This window comes from Pinisolibacter sp. DMC19, assembly GCF_056313985.1.
Genome location: NZ_JBQUZF010000001.1, coordinates 504567 through 525545, shown reverse-complemented (window position 1 = coordinate 525545; position 20979 = coordinate 504567). Strand labels below are relative to the sequence as shown.

Below are 20979 nucleotides of genomic sequence, written 5' to 3'. Positions count from 1 at the left end.
GCCGTCGCGACCCGACGACGCGGCGAGAATTTCGCACCGGGGACTTGCGTCGCCGCCGCGAAACGATCATGTCGTCGAGGATGACGACGACGGGCGCAGACGGCGGGACGGATCGGACGACGGGTACGGGGGCTCCCGCTCCGGCCGGGGGAACGCGCCTCTTCGCGCGTCCGGGCTTCGCCGTCGCCGCCTTCGTGATCGTCGCCTTCGGGCTCGGCTGGGTCTGGATCGGCGCGATGGTCGCCGGCATGCTCGCCACCACCGACATGGCGACGCTCGGCCCCGGCATGGGCTTCTTCAACCGCCTCAACGGTCTCGCCGGCCTCTCTGCGGAGACGCGGGCGGCTCTGACCGTGCTGTGCGCGCCGATCGGTGCGTCGTGGTCGCTCGCCGACTGGGCGATCGTCTTCGCCATGTGGGTCGCCATGGTGATGGCGATGATGGTGCCGACCGCGGTGCCGGTCTTCTCCGCCTATGCCGCACTCGGCACGGAACGGGCGGGGCGGGGCGAACGCGTCGTCACGCCGGTCGCCCTCGGGCTCGGCTATCTCGCGGTGTGGATCGTCTTCGCCGGTCTCGCCACCGTGGCGCAGGGGCTGCTGACCCAGGCGCGCCTGCTGACGCCGGCAGGCCTTCCGGCCTCGAGCGTGCTCGCCGGCACGACGATGATCGCCGCCGGTTTCTACCAGTTCACGCCGCTGAAATGGGCCTGCCTCTCGCGTTGCCGCACGCCGCATCCCTTCTTCGCCGACAACTGGACCAACCGCTTCTCGGGCGTCCTGCGTCAGGGCATCGCGCAGGGGCTCGACTGCCTCGGCTGCTGCTGGGCGCTGATGGTCGTGATGTTCGCGGTCGGCGTGATGAACGTCGTGTGGATCGTCGTGCTCGGCGCGGTGATGACGATCGAGAAGGTGACCAACTCGGTGTGGGTCAGCCGGATCGTCGGCCTCGTCTTCATCGCCTGGGGGCTCGGGCTGATCGCGGCATCGCCCGTCGGCACGGCACTCCTCGCCCGCTTCTGATCATCCCCGACGAGGAAACGACATGACCATCATGGCCCTGCTCTCCGATCCCGCCGCCTGGGCGTCTCTGGTGACGCTGACGGCGCTGGAGATCGTGCTGGGCATCGACAACGTCGTCTTCCTGTCGGTGGCGACCGCCCATCTCGCCAAGGCCGACGCGGCGCGGGCGCGCCGGCTCGGCATGGCGCTGGCGCTTCTCTTCCGCATCGCGCTGCTCTTCGCCATCTCGTGGATCGTGTCGCTGAAGGACCCGGTGGCGACGCTCTTCGGCCATCCCCTGTCGGTCAAGGACCTGATCCTGATCGGCGGCGGCGGCTTCCTGATGTACAAGGCGGTCAACCACATCCACGAGGAGCTCGAGGAGGAGGTGCCGGCGGAGATGGCGCGTGCCGCCTCGGCCGCCTTCTCGCTGGTGGTCGGCCAGATCATCGTGATCGACATCGTCTTCTCGCTCGACAGCATCATCACCGCCGTCGGTCTCGCCCAGCAGGTCGAGGTGATGATCGCCGCGGTGATCATCGCCGTCGGGGTGATGTATGTCGCCTCCGGCCCGGTCTCGGCCTTCGTCAACGCCCACCCGACCACCAAGGTGCTGGCGCTCGCCTTCCTGCTGCTGATCGGCGTGTCGCTGGTCGCCGACGGCATGGGCTTCCACATCGAGCGCGGCTACATCTACGCGGCGATGGCCTTCTCGGCCGGCGTCGAGGCGATCAACATCACCGCCAAGAAGCGCAAGCAGCGCGCCCGCGCCGAGGCCGAAGCCCGCGCGGCGGGGCAGGGCGAGGGCGTCTGAGGGCGCTTTCCCGCGAGGAACGAGGTCACGGTCCGGCGGCGCGGGTCACAGCCTCGATTGCCGGTCACAGATCCCGATTGGCGGCTTACTTCCCCCCTCCCATCAGGGGAGGGGCAGGGGGTGGGGTGTAGTGCGCCCGATGGGGTGAACCGACCCGGCGACTTGTGCCCACGTGAAAGCCGCCCGTTCTTCCGCTTGCCGAAGCGCCGAACCCCACCCGCCTCGCAAGGCTCGGCACCCTCCCCTGAGGGGAGGGTGAAGGCGCTGCGACGCTTCGGGAAATCGCCGGCTCGGGTTCCGACTGAAAGGTCCGGCGCGACGCGCCGATCGACGTGCTCGTCACGGCAAAGGCGTCGGAAGGGCCTTTCGGGTCCATCCGCCGGAGCGACGAGCGCCGGAGCGCCCTCCCATCGCTCACACGTGCGGCAGCAGTCGCTTGCCGCCGCCGTCGACGGAGTCCTCGAGCAGGCCGCCGCGACGGGCACGGTCGAGGGCGATGGCGACGGACGGGGCGGTCGCGACCTGGACGTCCGGCCGCTTGATGCCGTAGCGCACCAGGATGCGGCGGACGGGGCGGTTCATCGCCGCGAGGATGACGACGGTGTTGCGTTTCGTCATCTGCTCGATCACCGAACGCAGCGCCGTGGCGCCGGTGGTGTCGACCAGTGGCACGCCGTCGAAGTCGAGCACCAGGAAGCGCGGCCGATCGCCGATGCGGCTCAGCGTCTGGGCGAGCTGGTTGGCGGCGCCGAAGAAGAACGGCCCGTGGATGCGGTAGACCACCACGTCGTCGTGGATGTCCGAGGTGTAGCCCGGCCGCACGCCCGGTTCGTCGGCGACGTCGCGCTCGAGGAGCTTCCCGCCGGTCAGCAGGCGGGCGCCGGTGCGGGCCTCGACCTCCACCGCCTCGGCCATGTTGTGCATGAACTGGATGGCGGAGAGCACCACGCCGACCTCGATCGCCACCGTCAGGTCGACGAAGACGGTCAGCAGCAGCGTCGCGACGAGCACCAGGCGCTCGCCCCAGTCGGCGTTGCGCAGCAGGTGGGAGATCGCGTGGACCTCCGACATGTTCCAGGCGACGATGGCGAGGATCACCGCCAGCGAGGCGAGCGGCACCCACCAGGCGAGCGGGGCTGCGACGATGACGAAGACGGCGAGGAAGGCGGCGTGGAGGATGCCGGAGATCGGACCGGCGGAGCCCGAACGGATGTTGGTGGCGGTGCGGGCGATGGCGCCGGTCGCCGGAATGCCGCCGAAGATCGGCGAGAAGACGTTGGCGATGCCCTGCGCCACCAGCTCGCAGTTGGAACGGTGACGCCGGCCGGTCATGCCGTCGGCGATGACGGCGGAGAGCAGCGACTCGATGCCGGCGAGCAGCGCGATGGTCACCGCGTCGGGCAGGATGGCGATCAACTTGCTCCACGTCGGCATCGCCAGCGCCGGGGCCGGCGGCGTGCGCGGGATGCCGCCGAACTTCGAGCCGATGGTGGCGACGTCGAGTTGGAGGATCGCGACCGCCAGAGCCGCCGCGACGACCGCGAAGAGCAGGCCCGGCAGCTTCGGCTTCCACCGCTTCAGACCGACGATGACGCCGAACGAGAGGACCGACACCGCGACGGTGGCGCCGTTCCAGGTCGGCAGCGCGTGCCACAGCACCTCGATCTTGTCGAGGAACTCGCCGGGGAGCTTGCCGGTCTTGAGGCCCAGCAGGTCGGCGACCTGGGAGACGAAGATGGTGACGCCGATGCCGGCGGTGAAGCCGATCGTCACCGGATGCGGGATGTACTTGATGTAGGTGCCGAGTTTCAGCAGGCCGATGGCGATCAGGATCAGGCCGGCGATGAAGGTCGCCAGCGCCAGTCCGTCGTAGCCCTGGGTCTCCACCACCCGATAGACGACGACGATGAAGGCCGCCGTCGGTCCGCCGATCTGGAAGCGCGAGCCGCCGAGTGCCGAGATCAGGAAGCCGGCGATGATCGCCGTGGTCAGACCGCGCTCGGGCGAGACGCCGGAGGCGATGGCGATGCCCATGGCGAGCGGCAGGGCGACGATGGCGACCGTCAGGCCGGCCACGATGTCGGCCATGAAGCGTTTTCGATCGTAGCCTTCCCGCAGAACCGTAACCAGTTTGGGCGTGAACAGATCGGTGTAGGACTCGTTTGCGGGAGGCATCGAGGACTCGGCGTGTTTTGCGATGGGAGCCATGAGGCTAACATGCTTGAACGACGGCGATCCAACCCAAATAGTACGCCGAGCGAACGATTGGCGCGGGTCTGCCGCGCACAGAGCGCACATTCGAGGAGCACGACCATGGTGAAGGCGATCCGCATCCATCAGACCGGCGGTCCCGAGGTTCTCACCTACGAGGACGTCGAGATCGGCTTGCCCGGTCCGGGTCAGGCGCTGGTGCGCCACGCCGCGATCGGGCTGAACTTCATCGACTGCTACTTCCGCTCCGGCCTCTATCCGGCGCCGGGTGGTCTGCCGCTGATCCCCGGCAACGAGGGCGCCGGCACGGTGGTGGCGATCGGTGACGGCGTGACCGAGGTCGCGGTCGGCGATCGCGTCGCCTATGTCGTCGGACCCGGCTCCTATGCCGAGGAACGGCTGGTGCCGGCCGATCGGCTGGTGCAGCTGCCCGATGCGATCTCCTTCGAGGTCGGCGCGGCGGCGATGCTGAAGGGCATGACCGTCCGCAATCTGCTGCTGCGCACCCACAAGGTCGGCCCGGGCACGACGCTGCTCTTCCACGCGGCCGCGGGCGGCGTCGGCCAGATCGCCGGCCAATGGGCGAAGCATCTCGGCGCCACCGTCATCGGCACCGCCGGCGGGGCGGAGAAGGTGGCGCTGGCCAAGTCGCTCGGCTACGACCACGTCATCGACTACAAGAAGGACGACTTCGTCGCCGCGGTGAAGGACATCACCGGCGGGCGCGGCGTCGACGTGGTCTACGACTCGATCGGCAAGGACACGTTCCCGAAGTCGCTCGACTGCCTGCGTCCGCTCGGCCTCTTCGTCTCCTTCGGCAACGCGTCGGGCCCGGTCCCGCCGTTCTCGCTGCAGGAACTGGCGTCGCGCGGCTCGCTCTTCGCCACGCGCTCGACGGTGTTCTCCTACATCGCCCAGCGCGCCGATCTCGAGGCGTCGGCCGCCGACCTCTTCGCGGTGCTGACGAGCGGGGCGGTGAAGATCCCGGTCTCGAATTCCTGGAAGCTCGCCGATGCCGCCTCGGCCCATCGGGCGCTCGAGGCCCGTGCCACCACCGGATCGGCCGTGCTGATCCCGTGACGACCACGCGCGGCCCGCACCGTTCGGCAATCTCGAACGGTGCGGTGCGGCGGCGCGATCTGGTCGTGGGTCGCCCGGCGCGACATGTTCGGGCGACGATCCATCGTTCCCCGAGGTTGCCATGACCGCCGACGCCTCCACCCGCCACCTCGATCTCGTGCTCTTCCTGCACGGGGTCGGCGCGCGCGGGCTCGATCTCCTCGATCTCTCCGACGACTGGAAGGGGATGCTTCCCGGCGTCGCCTTCGCCGCGCCCGATGCGCCGTACCCGTTCGACGGCGGCCCCTTCGGCCGGCAGTGGTTCTCGGTGCTCGGCGTGACGCCGGCCAATCGGGCCGAGCGGATCGCCGCGGCGGTCTCGGCCTTCGACGCGGTGGTCGATCTCGAGATCGCGCGGGCCGGTACGGTCGCCGAGCGGACGGCGCTGGTCGGTTTCTCGCAAGGTTCGATCATGGCGCTCGACGCCATCGGCCGCGGCCGGCGCTTCGCCGGTGTTCTCGCCTATTCCGGCCGGCTCGTCCGCCCGGCGGCGAGCGGCTTCTCGGCGACGCCGGTGCGTCTCGTCCACGGCGAGGCCGACGCGGTGATCCCGGCATCCGAGAGCGTCGCGGCGGAAGCGGCGCTGAAGGCGGGCGGCGTCGCGGTCGATCTCCATCTGAGGCCCGGGCTCGGCCACGGCATCGACCTGGCGGGCATCCGGCTCGGCGCCGACTTCCTCTCGCGGATCGCCGCGGGCGGTTGAGCGGGTTGCGCCGGCCGGCGGCGACGTGCACCATTGCGAAGGGTTCGCGAGAGGGGCGGCACGGCATGCACAAGGGACGGCTCGAGGCCTTCAGCGACGGCGTGCTCGCCATCGTCATCACCATCATGGTGCTGGAACTCAAGGTGCCGCACGACGCCGGCTTCGCGGCGCTGGCGGCCTTGTGGCCGGTGTTCCTGTCCTACGTGCTGAGCTTCGTCTACGTCGGCATCTACTGGAACAACCACCACCACATGATGCAGGCGGTGAAGACCGTCGACGGCGCGGCCCTGTGGGCGAACCTGCACCTGCTGTTCTGGCTGTCGCTGATCCCCTTCGCCACCGGCTGGATGGGCGAGAACCACTTCGCCTCGGCGACGGTGGCGCTCTACGGCGTGGTGCTGATCGCCGCGGCGCTGGCCTACACCATCCTGGCGCTGGTGCTGCGCCGCCGCCATCCCGACGGCACGGCCTTCGCCCGCGCCTTCGGCTCGGGCCGCAAGGAGACGGTGTCGCTGGCGCTCTACGCGCTGGCGATCGGCCTCGCCTTCATGGTCTCGTGGGCGCCGCTGGTGCTCTATGCCGCGGTCGCGGTGATCTGGCTGGTGCCCGATCGCCGCTTCGAGAAGGCGCTGGCGGAACTGACCGGCGGCAACTGAGGGCGAAGGGGCGACGATGGGATCGTTGCAGCCCGTCGCGGAGGTCCTTCATGCTGAGGTGCGAGCGTCAGCGAGCCTCGAAGCGCGAAGGACCGAGTGGCACGGCCCGTCGTGGCTTCGTGTTTCGAGGCCCGGCTCACGCCGGGCACCTCAACATGAAGCCGAACAGTGAGACAATTCGGAACCGTGTGCGCTCGTCTCGAGTCCGCCGCTCAGTCGACCGCCGTGCCCGCCAGATCGTAGGCGTCGGTCTTCTCGATCTTCACCGTGACGATCTCGCCGGCCCGCAGCGGGCGGCGCGAGGCGACGTGGACCACGCCGTCGATCTCCGGGGCGTCCCACTTCGTCCGCCCCTTGGCGACGGAGGGGCCGACCTCGTCGATGATCACCGGCACGCGCCGGCCGACACGGGCCTTCTGGATCTTGTCGGCGATCCCCTGCTGATGCGCCATCAGCCGGTTCCAGCGTTCCTGCTTGACCTCTTCCGGCACGGCGCCGGCGAGTTCGTTCGCCGCGGCACCCTTGACCGCCTCGTATTTGAAGGCGCCGACGCGGTCGAGCTTCGCCGCCGAGAGCCAGTCGAGCAGGTCCTGGAAGTCCTGTTCGGTCTCGCCGGGGAAGCCGACGATGAAGGACGAGCGGATGGCGAGATCCGGCACGGTCTCGCGCCACTTGGCAAAGCGGTCGAGGGTCTTCTCCTGCGCCGCCGGGCGCTTCATCGCCTTCAGAACCGGGGTCGCGGCGTGCTGGAGGGGGATGTCGAGATAGGGAAGGATCTTTCCTTCCGCCATCAAGGGCAGCACCTCGTCGACGTGCGGGTAGGGGTAGACGTAGTGGAGGCGCACCCAGACGCCGAAGTCGCCGAGTTCGCGCGAGAGATCGAGGAACCGGGCGCGGACCTCGCGGTCCTTCCACGGGCTGGCGGCATAGCGCAGGTCCTGGCCGTAGGCGGAGGTGTCCTGCGAGATGACGAGGAGTTCCTTGACGCCGGCCTTCACCAGCTTCTCGGCCTCGCGCAGCACGTCGGCCGCCGTCCGCGAGACGAGGTCGCCGCGCAGATGCGGGATGATGCAGAAGCTGCAGCGGTTGGAGCAGCCTTCCGAGATCTTGAGATAGGCGTAGTGGCGCGGCGTGAAGCGGACGCCCTGTGGCGGCACCAGGTCGACGTAGGGATCGTGGGCCGGCGGCACGGCGGAATGCACCGCCTCGATGACGCTCTCGTAGGCCTGCGGCTTGGTGATCGCCACGAGATTGGGGAACTGCGCCTCGATCTCGCCGGGCTCGGCGCCCATGCAGCCGGTGACGACGACCTTGCCGTTCTCGGCCATGGCCTTGCCGATCGCCTCGAGGCTCTCGGCCTTGGCGCTGTCGAGGAAGCCGCAGGTGTTGACCACGACGACGTCTGCGCCGGCGTGGGACTTGGTCAGTTCGTAACCTTCGGAGCGCAGGTGCGTGACGATGCGCTCGCTGTCGACCAGCGCCTTGGGGCAGCCGAGCGAGACGAAGGAGATCTTGGGGGCGGTTTGCGCGGTGGTGTCGTTCATGGCGGCCACATAGAGGGCGCAGGGCGCCGATTGCAAGGGTTTCGGCGCGCAGACCCGCTCAGCCGCGGACGGGACCGGCCGCCTCGATCGCCCGCTCGACCAGATCGGCGACGCCGGCATCGCGGCCGATCGCCTCGACGTGGTGGAGGATGCCGGGGGTCTTCGCGACGAGGGCTGCGACGTCGTCGAGCGCGTGGGTGCCGGTCGAGACGAAGAGGCCGACGACGATCCGCGGCCGCCACGTCGGGATGACGTCGTGGAAGAAGGGCTCTTCCTCGATGAAGGCGACGCGGATCGGCGCGGCGAGGCGCTCGGCGAGCGTTGCGGCGATCGCTTCCGTCGAGAGCCGGCTGCCGGCGTCGCCCGAGGCCGAGCCGTGGGCGACCAGCAGGGTCGGAAGGTCCGCCGGCGTGGCCCCACCCTGCATCGAGGCGATGGTGCGCAGGCGCTGCGCGATCAGATCGACGAGGCCGGGGTCGAGGCCGAACACGGGGAGGCGGCGGTGCTCGCCGAAACCGCGCTCGGCGAGGACCGCGGGCAGTTTCGTCCGGACGAATCGCCCCTCCGCCATGAAAAGTGGATAGACGTCGACCGGACCGGGCGTGGCGTCGCCGAAGAAGGCGCGGCGGGCGTCGTCGAAGCTCTCCGGCCGCTTCAGCACGCCCCAGGCGACGGAGCGGTCGCCGCGTCGCGCCAGCCGCTCGGCGAGGAGCCGCACGGTCTCGTCGCGCGGGTCCGCACCGCCGTCGCCGTGGGCGACGAGAAGGAGCGGACGGGCGGCGTGGTCTCGCGTCATGAGCGCTCCGTGGCGGCGGCGCGAGGGGCGGTGAGGCCCGTCGCGACCGGCGTCATTCTTCTTCGGCGTCCAGGGCCTTCTTGACCGACGATTTGGTCGACGACTTGGAGCCGCCCTTGGCGGCCTTCTCGTCGAACTTCCGCTTGATGGAATCGGTGTCGGAATCGCCCATCGGGTTGTCGCCGGCCTTGTAGGTCGGCGCCTTGGTCGAACCGGACGAGCCCTGCTTGCCGGTCGAGAGCGGCGTGGTCACGGGGGCCGGGTCGGCCTTCTTGGTGCCGGGCGAGACCTCGCGGCCGTTGATCGAGACGCGGTCGCCCGCGAAGTCGATGCGCCAGACGGCGGCGCCGTCCTTCTGCTCGGCGAGCGACAGGGCGAGGGCGAGCTGGTCGGCGGCCTGCTTGCCGCTGTCGCCGGCCTTGGGATCGCGCAGGGCGGCGATCGCCTGTTCGAGGCCGGTCGCGCGTGCCGTGACGGTGCCGGAGGCGCCGGCCGGTCCGGCGGTCATGCGGCCGTCGAGCTTCAGATCCCATTCCTTGGCGGCGACGCGATTGCCCTCGAAGACGATGTCGACGACGCCCTTGGGCAGGGCCTTCGCCACCATCTCGGCGGCGACCTCGTCGGAGAGCGGCTTGTCGGCGGCGAAGTCGGCGCGGTCGAGGAAGATCGCCAGCGGTGCCGCGGCGTTCCAGCCGGTGGCGCGACCGCGAATCTCGAGATCGCTCGGGATCAGCCGCCCCGCCCAGGCCGGGATGAAGAGCGAGCCGACCTTCAGCCCCGAGAGCGTGGTGCGGAAGTCGACGGTGCCGTCGGTCGTGGCGCCGGTCGCCACCATCGCCACCTCGACGCGGCCGAGCGTGGCGAAGCCGACGGGAGTCTCGAGCTCGACCGTGTCGAAGGTCGCGGTGTGGTCGAGGCGCTCGAACAGCGGCCCCAGATCACGCAGTCGCGCCTTGAACTCGGCCTGCCCCGCGGTGAAGTCCGTCTTGTCGTGATGGGCGACGAGATGGCGCCACAGCGCCAGGAAGGCCGGATTGCGGAAGCCGGTCAGTTTCGCTTCGGCCCGCGCGGCACCGACCTTGAGCGTCGCCTCCATGTCGGGCACGCCCTTCGCGGTGCCTTCGGAGAGCGCGAAGGTCTCGGTGATCGAGCGCAGCGTCTGGGTCGCGGTGACGTCGAGGCCGTCGCCGGAGGCGCTCGCGATGGCGGTGCCGGAGAAGTCGAGTTGCTCGTCGGTGCGGCGGACGTCGATACGCGGCGTGTCGCCGGCGGCGGGCACGGACTGCTCGCTGACCACTCGGTCGACCTTCATGGTCTGGCGGGTGAAGGACGTGAGCGCGGGGTCGAAGACGCCGTCGGCGCGGAAGCCCTCGAAGGCGAGCCGGCCGGTCTGGCCGCCGGCCGCCCAGGTCCAGGGGGTGAACGAATCGACCCGCCAGGCCCAGGTGCCGTCGGGCTTCGGCGTCAGCCGCGACACCGAGCGGCCGAGCGTCGCCTCGACGCCGAGCTTCTTGATCGGCGCGGCGAGGCGGTCGAAGTCGATGGCGACCTCGTAGTCGTCGCCGACCGGGGTGACGGTCACCACCGGCGTCTCGCCGGCCGCCGGGCGGCCGACATAGTCCTCGACCAGCGCCTTCAACCGGTCGGCGCCGGCCTGATCGGCGGGCGCGGCGGCGGCTGCGAGCGGGGCGGCGAGGAGGGCTGCGGCGGCGAAGCGGCCGACGCGCGAAGCGGAGGTGAGAAGGCGACGTCTCGACGCGACCATGGTGCGGCTCCCGACCGGTCGTTGCGGAAGCGACGACGATAGTCGAGCCGACGCGGCACGGGGAGGGGGAGCATCGTCGTAGGGGAAACAATTCGTCCCTCACGGGCAGGCGAAAGCCCTCCGTCACGCGATCGTGGTTCACGATCGGTCAAATCCGCTCGACGCGTCTCCGATCCGAGGGCACGATCGGACATGCCGGCGTTCAAATCCGAAGGAGGGCACGATGAAACATGTGATCGGGTCGTCGGGAGTGGTTCGGGGTCTGGTCTTCGCCGCGATGGTGGCGTCGCTCACGCCGGTCTGTGCGGTTTCGGCGGCGGCGGCCACCGTGTCGGGCGTTTCGATCGGCGGAACGCGGGCGTCGCTGTTGATGCCGGCACGGCCGCACGGTGCGATCATTCTACTGGCCGGCGGGGACGGGGAAATCGGCGTGGGAGCCGACGGCTCGATCTCCCGCGAGGGCAATCAGCTGGTGCGGACACGGGCCGCCTACGCGTCGCGCGGCTTCGCGGTCCTCGTTCCCGACGCCGGTGTCGACGTGGCGGCGGCGGTCGAATCGATGCGGCAATACGGCCATGTCACGTTGGTGGGGACCAGTCGCGGCACGCAGCGTGCGGCGCGCGGCATCGCCGCCGGCGCCCGACCCGACCGGCTGGTGCTGACGTCCGGTTTCCTGTCGGACGCCTCCGGCGACGGCGACAACGTGATGGCGATCCTCGGATCGGCGGCCTATCTGCCGCCGACGCTGGTGATCCACCACAGGCACGACGGTTGCGCCAGGACGCAGCCTGCCGGCGTGGCCCCGTTCCAGGCATGGGCGGGCAAGCGCGCGCGGGTGACGTGGCTCGACGGCGGGAGTGACGACGGCAACGCCTGCCAACCGCGGGCCCATCACGGCTTCGCCGGGATCGACGGAGCGGTCGTCTCGGCGGTCGTGGGTTTCGCCCAGCGCTGAAGAACGCTCCCCGGCGAGCCCGGAAAACGAGAAGAGGCCCGACGACGACCGTCGGACCCCTTCAGGGAAACTGGCTCCGCGAGCAGGACTCGAACCTGCGACCATTCGATTAACAGTCGAACGCTCTACCAACTGAGCTATCGCGGAATGCGTCGGCGCCGTGGCGTCGCTGCGGGCGGGTCTATAGCAAGCTCGCTTCCTCTTGCCAAGCCCTCGGACGACGACATGTGGACGATCGCGTCGCGAGCCTCTATCGAAGGGCGGAAAACCGCGCCGAACGCGCGGTTCACGTGGTTCGCCGACTTCTCCCGAAAGGCCCTTTCATGACCGTTTTCGCCCTGCCTCGCGTCGATTTCGTGCTCGGTGGCGCGCGTTCCGGCAAGACCGGGGTGGCGCTGGCACGGGCCGAGGCGAGCGGCCTGTCGCCGGTGATGGTGGCGACCGCGCAGGCCCACGACGCCGAGATGGAAGCGCGCATCGCCGCCCATCGCGCCGAGCGCGGGGCGGCCTGGGGGCTGGTCGAGGAACCGCTGGCGCTCGCCGAGGTCGTGGTGCGCGAGGCGGGCGAGGGGCGGGTGCTGGTGGTCGACTGCCTGACGCTGTGGCTCTCCAACGTGCTCTTCGCCGATCGCGACGTCGAGGCCGAGATCGCGATGCTTGCCGCCGCCCTCGAACGGGTCGGCGGCGCGGTGATTCTGGTCTCCAACGAGGTCGGTCTCGGCATCGTCCCGGAGAACGCGCTCGCCCGCCGTTTCCGCGACCTCCAGGGCCGTCTCAATCGCGAGATCGCCCGCCTCGCCGACCGGGTGACGCTGGTCGTCGCCGGGCTGGAAGTGCCGGTCAAGCAATCCGGTACCCGATGACCGAATGGCGGTTTTCCTCGTCGGTGTGGCTACGCATGGGGGCGTTCCCAATTCTCGAGGGCGGGTCGAACGTGGTTTGATTCCACCCGTGCCGGCATTCGCCGACGCTACGCGCGAAGGTCGAGGTCGCCGATGTCGTCAGGACCCGCCGATACAGCTCCGACACCAACGGCCGTCACCACGACGGCTTCTCCCGACGGGCCGACCGTCGTCGCTCCGGCGTCCGTCGGCGTCGATTGCCGCTCCTGTGCGCTCCGGCCCGGGTGCATCTCCTACGGCTGGCGCTCGCCGGGCGGGGTGTGGTTCGAGAACATGGTGATCCTGCGCCCGAAGCCCGGCTGTCGCGGCTTCGTCGGGCGGGGTGGCGACATCCGCTCGCATTTCGAGGCCGAGGAAGATCCCGCGTCGACGCATTGAAGCGGCGCAGGGCGCGCGTGGCGCCGGTCCGCCGCGCGACGAAGCGCGCCGGCGAAAATTGCTGGATGATCGAAACGGGCGCTTGCTCGAGCGGATGAACCCGGCTAGAGAAACGCCCCGTGAGGCCTCGTGGCGGAGTGGTTACGCAGCGGACTGCAAATCCGTGTACTCCGGTTCGAGTCCGGACGAGGCCTCCATTCTCCTTCCCGACATCGCCGAATTTCCGCGCAGCCCGTGCCGATGCACGGGTCGGTTCGTCGCGTGATCACCTCATTCCGGCGAAGGTTCCTATTGTCTCGCCCGGACGAGCGGATTAAGGAAACCCGACGACCGGCCGCGCCGGTCGAGACGCCGACAGCGAGCGGGGGAAACGATGGCCGAATTCGCCATTCAGCGCAGGACGATGGTCGACAACCAGATCCGCACCGTGGACGTGACGGATCACGGCGTGATCGCCGCGTTCCTCTCGGTCGGGCGCGAGGCCTTCGTGCCGGCGGCGCTGCAGGATCTCGCCTATCTCGACCGCCCGGTCGAACTCGGCAAGGGCCGCCGCCTGATGCAGCCGGCGCAGCTCGCCAAGCTCGTCCAGCTCGCTGCGCCCAAGGCCGGCGAGAAAGTGCTCGTGGTCGGCGGTGCCACCGGCTACACCGCGGCGATCGTCGCGGCGATCGGCGCCACCGTGACGATGGTCGAGGAAGACGCCGACCTCGCCGCCGCGGCCAAGGGGGCACTTCCGGGCGTCGACGTGGTCGTCGGCCCGCTGACCGCCGGCGCGCCTGTGGGGGCGCCCTACGATCTCGTCCTCTTCGACGGTTCGCTCGAGGATCTGCCCGAAGCGATCGCCGATCAGGTGGTCGAGGGCGGTCGCATCGTCTTCGTGCGCGGTTCGGGCAACGCGGCGCGCGCCACGGTCTGTGTGCGCGCATCGGGAAAGCTCTCCGAGCGCACCGCCTTCAATCTGCCGGGCCATCTGCTGCCCGGCTTCGCGCGTCCGGCCGCCTTCGCGCTCTGAGCCGGAACGCCCGACGAATCCGCGACCCGCGGCCGGTGACGGCGGCGGGTCGTTTCGCGTCTCGCTCTCGTGCGCGGGCGCGCTCGAGGCTTCGTGAATGTTGCCCGGCGGCCTCATTCGACGAAAATGCGTGGATCGAGGGCGTCGAGGCGGCGATCTCGGTTTGCATTCGAGAGGCTTTGAATGTTCGTTAAGACATTCGTTCGCTGTCGGCGATGAGAGCGCGCCGCCGATTCGTGAGTCGATTTCCGGGAGTAGCGTCGTGTCGTTCAGCCGTTCCGCCGTTTTCGCGCTCGTCGGGGCCTTGGGCCTGACGACGCATGTGGGCGTTTCCCGGGCCGAGTCTCTCTCGGAAGCCCTGGCGCTCGCCTATTCGAACAATCCGCAGCTGAACGCCGCGCGCGCCCAGACCCGGGCGGCGGACGAGGGCGTCGGCATCGCGCAGGGCGCTGCCCGGCCGAGGATCAACGGTTCGGCCTCGATCGGCCGCACCTACACGGCCTACGGCTACCAGAACTATCAGAACGCCGGCGCCAACGTCGATTTCTACAACACCGCGTCGAACTTCGGCATCCAGCTGGTGCAGCCGATCTATACCGGCGGCCAGATCACCGCCGGCATCGATCAGGCGCAGGCCGCGGTTCGCGCCCAGCGCGAGGTGCTGCGCTCGGCCGAACAGCAGGTTCTGCTGTCGGCGGCGACCGCCTACATGGACGTGATCCGTGACACCGCGCTGGTCTCGCTGCAGGAGAGCAACGTCAAGTTCCTCACCGAGCAGGTGCGCGCCGCCAAGGATCGCTTCAACGTCGGCGAGGGCACCCAGACCGACGTGGCACAGGCCGAGGCCTCCTATCAGCTCGCCGTGTCGCAGCTCAACGCCGCGCGGGCGCAGCTCAACGCCTCGCGCGCCGTCTATCGTCAGGTGATCGGCAAGGAGCCGGGCAAGCTCGGCGCCACCGGCGGGGCCGACGGGCTGTTGCCGAAGACGGTCGAGGCCGCCGTGCGCGCCGCCCAGAGCGAGAGCCCGCAGATCATGGCGGGCATCCACAACGTCGACGTGGCGCAGCACAACGTGAAGTATCTCGAGGGTGCGCTGCTGCCGCAGGTGTCGGCGCAGGGCTCGGCCTCGCGCGCCTTCGACAACCCGACCTACAAGACCGCCAACAACGCCGCGGTGTCGCTCAACGTCACCGTGCCGATCTATCAGGGCGGCGTCGAGTACGCCAAGATCCGCCAGGCCAAGGAACAGCTCGGCGCGGCGCGTCTGCAGGTCGATCTCACCCGCGACACGGTGCGCGCCAGCGTCGTCTCCGCCTGGGGCATGCTGCAGGCCGCCAATGCCTCGATCACCGCCTACAGGGCGCAGGTCGAAGCCTCGCAGCTGGCGCTGAACGGCGTCATCGAGGAGCAGCGGGTCGGCCAGCGCACCACACTGGACGTCCTCAATCAGCAGACGATGCTGATCACGGCGCGGTCGAACCTCGTCAACGCCGAGCGTTCGCGAGTCGTCGGCTCGTTCCAGCTCGCCGCCGCGGTCGGTCGCCTCGACGTCGAACACATGAAGGTCAGGGTGTCGATCCAGGACCCGGAAGAGCACGCCGAGGCGGTTCGCGACAAGTGGATCGGTCTCCGGACCCCCGACGGTCAGTGATCGGGGCGGAAATGCGGACGTGATCGGGGATAACTCCCGATCGCGACGCGGGGTGCGCTTCACGGCGTCGTGGATCCATCTATAGTAGGTACGACGACGATCACCGACATCATGTCGATGTCGGTGGACGTCACGCATTCGTCGGAGTGTTTCCATGGCCAAGGCGCAAGCGCAGGAACCCTCGATGGAGGAGATCCTGGCCTCGATCCGCAGGATCATCGCGGACGAGGAGACGGCTCCCAAGAGCAAGGCCGCCGCGCCGCCGCCCGAGCCGGAGCTCTCCTCCGCCGCCGACGAGACCATCTCCGAAGACGATCTCGACAAGCTCTTCGCCACGGCCGACGATCCGGAAGACGACGCGGCCGAGGACGACGACGTGCTCGATCTGACCGAGGAACTCGCCGAACCCGAGAGCGGCCCGCCGCTGGTCGAGGGCATGAGTGAGACCTCCGATCTCGCCTTCGCCGACGTCGCCGAGGTGGAAGAAGCCGTCGAGGAGCCGGAACCCGAGCCGGAGCCGATCGTCGCACCCGTCGCCGCCGCTCCGATCGCCCCGCCCAAGCCGACCCCGGCACCCGCACCCGCCCCGGCGCCGCGTGCCTTCGCGCCCGAGCCGGCCGCGGTCGAGGCCGCCGTGGCGCCGCTGATCTCGCACGCCAGCGAGGGGATGATCGCCTCGGCCTTCGCCGATCTGTCGATGACGGTGATCAACCGCAACGCCCGCACCCTCGACGATCTCGTCCAGGAGATGCTGCGGCCGATGCTGCAGCAGTGGCTCGACCACAACCTGCCGACCATGGTCGAGCGGATGGTCCGGGCCGAGATCGAGCGCGTGACTCGCGGTCGCTGAGGCGGCGTTCTCGCGCGCGAATCCCCGATCGGCGCCGCGTCCGCATTGACAGGCGCGCCGCCTTCGCCCCTTATCGCGGCACGTTTTCACGCCGGTCCCGTCGGGGTCCGGCGACGTTCGCACATCACATCCGGAAGCCGTCATGCTCGAAAAGACCTACGAGGCCGCCGCCGTCGAACCGCGCATTTCCGCCCAATGGGAAGAGGTCGGGGCGTTCCGCGCCGGTGCCGGCGCGAAGCCGGGCGCCGAGCCCTATTCGATCGTCATCCCGCCGCCGAACGTCACCGGCTCGCTGCACATGGGCCATGCGCTCAACAACACGCTGCAGGACGTGCTGGTCCGCTTCGAGCGCATGCGCGGCAAGGACGTGCTGTGGCAGCCGGGCACCGACCATGCCGGCATCGCGACGCAGATGGTGGTCGAACGCCAGATGGCGGCGCGCGGCGAGCCGGGCCGCCGCGACATCGGCCGTGCCGCCTTCCTCGAGAAGGTCTGGACGTGGAAGGCCGAATCGGGCGGCACCATCGTCAACCAGCTGAAGCGGCTGGGCGCGTCCTGCGACTGGTCGCGCGAGCGCTTCACCATGGACGAGGGCCTGTCGCAGGCGGTCCTCAAGGTCTTCGTCGCGCTGCACCGCCAGGGCCTGATCTACCGCGACAAGCGGCTGGTCAACTGGGACCCGCATTTCGAGACCGCGATCTCCGATCTCGAGGTGCTGCAGGTCGAGGTGAAGGGTCACTTCTGGCACTTCAAGTACCCGATCGAGGGCATGCCGGGTCGCTACGTCACGGTCGCGACGACGCGTCCGGAGACGATGCTCGGCGACACCGCCGTCGCGGTTCACCCCGAGGACGAGCGCTACGCCGATCTGGTCGGCAAGTTCGCCATCCTGCCGCTGGTCGGCCGGCGCATTCCGATCGTGGCGGACGAATATTCCGACCCGGAGAAGGGCACCGGCGCGGTGAAGATCACCCCGGCGCACGACTTCAACGACTTCGAGGTCGGCAAGCGTCATGGGCTCGCGCAGATCAACATCCTCGACCGCAAGGCGAAGATCGATCTCGTCGGCAACGAGGCCTTCGGCCTCGACATCGGCCATGGGCTCGATCTCTTCGGCGCGCCGGAGGCGGGCGAGGGTGAGGAGCCGCTCGCGCCGGTCGCCCAGGTCATGGCGCTCGGCGAGCTCGAGGCGCTGCTGCACGGGCAGGACCGTTTCGAGGCGCGCAAGCGCGTCGTCGAGGCGATGAAGCGCTGCGGCCTGCTCGACAAGATCGAGCCGAACACCCACACGGTGCCGCACGGCGACCGCTCGAACGTCGTGATCGAGCCGTTCCTGACCGACCAGTGGTACGTCAACGCCGGCGAACTGGCGAAGGAAGCGCTCGCCGCCGTCCGTGACGGCCGCACCACCTTCGTGCCGAAGAACTGGGAGAACACCTATTACCAGTGGATGGAGAACATCCAGCCCTGGTGCGTCTCCCGTCAGCTGTGGTGGGGCCATCAGATCCCGGCGTGGTACGGGCCGGACGGCGAGGTCTTCGTCGCCCACGACGAGGCCGAGGCGCTCGATCAGGCGATCCATCACTACCTCACCCGCGGCGACATCGACGCGGCGCGGGCGGCCGAACTGCGGGCGGCGGGCGCGGCGGGCTTCCTGACCCGCGACGAGGACGTGCTCGACACCTGGTTCTCGTCGGCGCTGTGGCCGTTCTCGACGCTCGGCTGGCCGGATGAGACGCCGGAACTGGCGCGCTACTACCCGACCTCGGTGCTGGTGACCGGCTTCGACATCATCTTCTTCTGGGTCGCCCGGATGATGATGATGGGCCTCAACTTCATGAAGGACGAGGCCGGCAATCCGGTCATCCCCTTCAAGGACGTCTACATCCATGCCCTCGTCCGTGACGAGAAGGGGCAGAAGATGTCGAAGTCCAAGGGCAACGTCATCGATCCGCTCGAACTCGTCGACGAGTTCGGCGCCGACGCGCTGCGCTTCACCCTGACCGCGATGGCGGCGCAGGGCCGCGACATCAAGCTCGCCAAGGCGCGCGTCGCCGGCTATCGCAACTTCGCGACCAAGCTGTGGAACGCCGCGCGCTTCGCCGAGATGAACGGCTGCGTCACCGTCGGCGACTTCGAGCCGGCGGCGGCGAAGGGCACGCTCAACCGCTGGATCGCGACGGAGCTCACCCGCGCCATCGCTGACGTCACGGCGGCGATCGAGGCCTATCGCTTCAACGACGCGGCGGGGGCGGCCTATCGCTTCGTCTGGAACTCGTTCTGCGACTGGTATCTCGAACTCGCCAAGCCGATCTTCATGGGCGAGGATCAGGCGCTGAAGGACGAGACGCGGGCGACCTGCGCCTACGTCCTCGACGAGATCCTGAAGCTGCTGCATCCCTTCATGCCCTTCATCACCGAAGAGCTGTGGGCGAAGACCGCCGCCGAGGCGGGGCTCGCGCGCGCCGCCATGCTGGTCACGACCGAATGGCCGCGCGGCGCGGTGCGCCACGAGGCGGCGGCCGACGAGATCGACTGGCTGGTCGGCCTCATCACCGAGGTTCGCTCGGTGCGCTCCGAGATGAACGTGCCGGCCGGCGCCCAGATCCCGCTCGTCGTGGTCGGCGCGTCGGACAAGACCCGCGGCTGGATCGCCACCCACGAGGCGGCGATCCTCCGTCTCGCGCGCATCTCGGAGATCGGTTTCGCCGATGCCGCGCCTGCGGCCTCGGCGCAGATCGTGGTGGGCGAGGCGACCTTCTGCCTGCCGCTCGAGGGCGTGATCGACGTCTCGGCCGAGAAGAGCCGCCTCGCCAAGGAGGTGGTCAAGCTCGAGGGCGAGATCGGCCGCATCGACAAGATGTTCTCCAACCCGCAGTTCATGGCCAAGGCCAAGGAAGAGGTGGTCGAGGAGAACCACGAGAAGCGCGAGGAATACGTCGCCCGTCTCGCCAAGGTGCGCGAGGCGCTCGCCCGGCTGGGGTGAGTGCGACACGTCGTCACGAAAAGGCCTTTGCGACGGGCCGGTTCGCCTCTTCGGCGGACCGGCCCGTCCATTTTCGTGTCGCGCCTGCAACAGTGCCGGCCAATGCGCGCGGGCCTTGATCGAGGTCGACGCATTTGCCCCGCTTCCGTCACAAATGAACACGAGCGTGCGAGCCGAAGAACGAGGCCTCTGCGCTGTCGGAGCGAGTTGCGTGTCGGGTACGGACGAGATGGAACGAGTGGGTGAGTTTGCGATCGGCGGATCAGGGCCGATCGTCTTCGATTCCGCTCCCGCCGTCGCCATGGTCCGGGAATTGCCCGGCGATCGCCGTAATCCGGGGCCGATCGGCCCTGTTGTCGCCGAATTGGCGTGGGATGGTTCGCTCATGGATCCGCGGGGCTCGACCCCGGCGGGTCGGGATGGCAAGAGCGATCGCACGCGGCCTTCGGCCGAAACGTCGATCGCGACGCTCCGGGCGCCGATGCGCTCACCATGGAGCGGTGACGTCGCGAGAACGGTCATGCGGACTGGTTGGTATCTTCGCGTCGGCTGCGCCGCCGCGATGCTGTTCGGTACGGCGCTGTCGGCCGCCGCCTTCGATCCGGGCCACGACGGTCCGGGCGAGGACGCGCCGCTCTCCTCCGACATCCGGGCTCTCGCCCCGCTGCCGGCTCCGGTGCGTCCGTCGCCGGCCGCCATGGCCCCGGCCGCGCTCACGGCGCCGCCCGGCGTCTCGGCGCGTCTGCTGCCGGGTCCGGTGGTGCCGCCGTCGGCCAATGCCTCCGCCGAGGATGCGTTCCGCGACGGGACGCGCCTCTACTACGCCGGCGATCGCAAGGCGGCGCTGGAGCAGCTGAAGCGGGCGGCCGAGCGCGGTCATCCGATCGCCCAGTGGAAGCTCGGCAAGATCTACGAGACCGGCGACGGCGTCCCGGTCAACGACGCCAAGGCCTTCGAATTCTATCGCGAAGTGATCGACAATCACGCCGACGATGCGCGCGGCACGCCGCAGGCGGCCTTCGTGGCCTCGGCCTTCGTGTCGCTCGGCTCCTACTATCTCAAGGGCATCGAGACCACGGCGATCCGGCCGAACGTCGATCGCGCCCGCGAGCTCTACACCTATGCCGCCTCGATCTTCGGTGACACCGAGGCGCAGTACCGGCTCGGCCGGCTCTATCTCGAGGCCGACAGCAGCGAGCGCGATCCGCGTCAGGCGGCGCGTTGGCTGACGGTGGCCGCCAAGAAGGGTCATGTCGGCGCCCAGGCGATGCTCGGTCAGCTGCTCTTCACCGGCGACGAGGGGCTGCAGCGGCGCCCGGCGCAGGGGCTGATGTGGCTGACGATCGCCCGCAACAACGCGACCAACGCCAAGGACGACTGGGTTCGCGAGGTCCAGGAGCAGGTGTTCTCGGTCGCCAGCGAGAACGAGCGCCGTCGCGGCGTCTCCGAGGCGCAGGAATGGATCGCCAAGGGCGGCAACAACTGATCGATCGGTCGCTCCGACAGGAGTACTGACCCATAATGGTCGTGACGGAACGAGGCGCGGAGCGATCCGCGCCTTTTTTGTTCGGCGATTCGAAGCCTTGAAAATCAAGGGGTTGAGTGGGTGTTCTCATCTTCTCGAGGAAGATGCGCA

Annotated in this window: 17 protein-coding genes and 2 tRNA genes; 14 read left to right on the top strand and 5 right to left on the bottom strand. The window is 69.3% G+C overall.

All coding sequences use genetic code 11. The annotated features are described in order from the left end of the window. The first annotated feature begins 68 nt into the window (after positions 1–68). Together ACT53U_RS02325 and ACT53U_RS02320 are read left to right on the top strand one after the other, a co-directional pair. Positions 69–1022 (top strand): DUF2182 domain-containing protein, encoded by a 954-nt coding sequence (locus tag ACT53U_RS02325; RefSeq protein WP_476152409.1) that lies wholly within the window; start codon positions 69–71, stop codon positions 1020–1022. A gap of 28 nt (positions 1023–1050) precedes the next feature. Next, the gene (locus ACT53U_RS02320; RefSeq protein ID WP_476153041.1) at positions 1051–1815 is read left to right on the top strand and encodes a TerC family protein; all 765 of its coding nucleotides are present in this window, start codon (positions 1051–1053) and stop codon (positions 1813–1815) included. 414 nt (positions 1816–2229) lie between these two features. Here the strand turns inward: ACT53U_RS02320 and ACT53U_RS02315 are convergent, their stop codons facing one another. After that, positions 2230–3903, bottom strand: a complete 1674-nt coding sequence (locus ACT53U_RS02315; RefSeq protein ID WP_476152407.1) for a SulP family inorganic anion transporter — start codon at positions 3901–3903, stop codon at positions 2230–2232. A 225-nt stretch (positions 3904–4128) separates the two neighbouring features. Here ACT53U_RS02315 and ACT53U_RS02310 point away from each other — a divergent pair, with 225 nt between their 5' ends. From ACT53U_RS02310 to ACT53U_RS02300, 3 genes are all read left to right on the top strand, one after another. After that, positions 4129–5106 carry a quinone oxidoreductase family protein gene (locus ACT53U_RS02310; RefSeq protein ID WP_476152405.1) on the top strand — a complete coding sequence of 326 codons (978 nt, stop codon included), beginning with the start codon at positions 4129–4131 and terminating at the stop codon, positions 5104–5106. Positions 5107–5227: 121 nt separating this feature from the next. After that, a complete protein-coding gene (locus ACT53U_RS02305) occupies positions 5228–5848 on the top strand; it encodes an alpha/beta hydrolase (protein ID WP_476152403.1) in 621 nt (206 codons plus the stop codon). A 65-nt stretch (positions 5849–5913) separates the two neighbouring features. Continuing rightward, positions 5914–6504 carry a TMEM175 family protein gene (locus ACT53U_RS02300; RefSeq protein ID WP_476152401.1) on the top strand — a complete coding sequence of 197 codons (591 nt, stop codon included), beginning with the start codon at positions 5914–5916 and terminating at the stop codon, positions 6502–6504. A 212-nt stretch (positions 6505–6716) separates the two neighbouring features. Here the strand turns inward: ACT53U_RS02300 and rimO are convergent, their stop codons facing one another. The 3 genes from rimO to ACT53U_RS02285 are packed head-to-tail and all read right to left on the bottom strand — an operon-like array spanning position 6717 to position 10609. Continuing rightward, a complete protein-coding gene (gene rimO, locus ACT53U_RS02295) occupies positions 6717–8048 on the bottom strand; it encodes a 30S ribosomal protein S12 methylthiotransferase RimO (RefSeq protein ID WP_476152399.1) in 1332 nt (443 codons plus the stop codon). Positions 8049–8106: 58 nt separating this feature from the next. Then, entirely contained in the window at positions 8107–8844 is a 738-nt protein-coding gene (locus tag ACT53U_RS02290) for a sirohydrochlorin chelatase (RefSeq protein WP_476152397.1), read from the bottom strand. Positions 8845–8896: 52 nt separating this feature from the next. Next, positions 8897–10609, bottom strand: coding sequence for a hypothetical protein (locus tag ACT53U_RS02285; RefSeq protein ID WP_476152396.1), 1713 nt, complete (start codon positions 10607–10609; stop codon positions 8897–8899). 223 nt (positions 10610–10832) lie between these two features. Between ACT53U_RS02285 and ACT53U_RS02280 the strand changes: the two genes are divergently transcribed. Continuing rightward, a complete protein-coding gene (locus tag ACT53U_RS02280) occupies positions 10833–11564 on the top strand; it encodes an alpha/beta hydrolase (protein ID WP_476152395.1) in 732 nt (243 codons plus the stop codon). A gap of 71 nt (positions 11565–11635) precedes the next feature. Here ACT53U_RS02280 and ACT53U_RS02275 read toward each other — a convergent pair. Next, positions 11636–11711: transfer RNA gene (locus ACT53U_RS02275), tRNA-Asn, on the bottom strand. A 176-nt stretch (positions 11712–11887) separates the two neighbouring features. Here ACT53U_RS02275 and cobU point away from each other — a divergent pair. From cobU to ACT53U_RS02235, 8 genes are all read left to right on the top strand, one after another. Continuing rightward, positions 11888–12427 (top strand): bifunctional adenosylcobinamide kinase/adenosylcobinamide-phosphate guanylyltransferase, encoded by a 540-nt coding sequence (gene cobU, locus ACT53U_RS02270; protein WP_476152394.1) that lies wholly within the window; start codon positions 11888–11890, stop codon positions 12425–12427. 132 nt (positions 12428–12559) lie between these two features. Then, positions 12560–12844: a hypothetical protein gene (locus ACT53U_RS02265; RefSeq protein WP_476152392.1), complete on the top strand. Its 285-nt coding sequence runs from the start codon at positions 12560–12562 to the stop codon at positions 12842–12844. Between the two features lie 123 nt (positions 12845–12967). Then, positions 12968–13041 (top strand) — tRNA-Cys (locus tag ACT53U_RS02260). A gap of 176 nt (positions 13042–13217) precedes the next feature. Next, positions 13218–13856 carry a protein-L-isoaspartate O-methyltransferase family protein gene (locus ACT53U_RS02255; RefSeq protein WP_476152390.1) on the top strand — a complete coding sequence of 213 codons (639 nt, stop codon included), beginning with the start codon at positions 13218–13220 and terminating at the stop codon, positions 13854–13856. A 322-nt stretch (positions 13857–14178) separates the two neighbouring features. Next, positions 14179–15507 carry a TolC family outer membrane protein gene (locus ACT53U_RS02250; RefSeq protein ID WP_476152388.1) on the top strand — a complete coding sequence of 443 codons (1329 nt, stop codon included), beginning with the start codon at positions 14179–14181 and terminating at the stop codon, positions 15505–15507. Positions 15508–15661: 154 nt separating this feature from the next. Further along, positions 15662–16357: a PopZ family protein gene (locus tag ACT53U_RS02245; protein WP_476152386.1), complete on the top strand. Its 696-nt coding sequence runs from the start codon at positions 15662–15664 to the stop codon at positions 16355–16357. A gap of 142 nt (positions 16358–16499) precedes the next feature. Next, positions 16500–19343: a valine--tRNA ligase gene (locus ACT53U_RS02240; RefSeq protein WP_476152384.1), complete on the top strand. Its 2844-nt coding sequence runs from the start codon at positions 16500–16502 to the stop codon at positions 19341–19343. A gap of 520 nt (positions 19344–19863) precedes the next feature. Beyond that, positions 19864–20829, top strand: coding sequence for a tetratricopeptide repeat protein (locus ACT53U_RS02235; RefSeq protein ID WP_476152382.1), 966 nt, complete (start codon positions 19864–19866; stop codon positions 20827–20829). Positions 20830–20979: the final 150 nt, after the last annotated feature.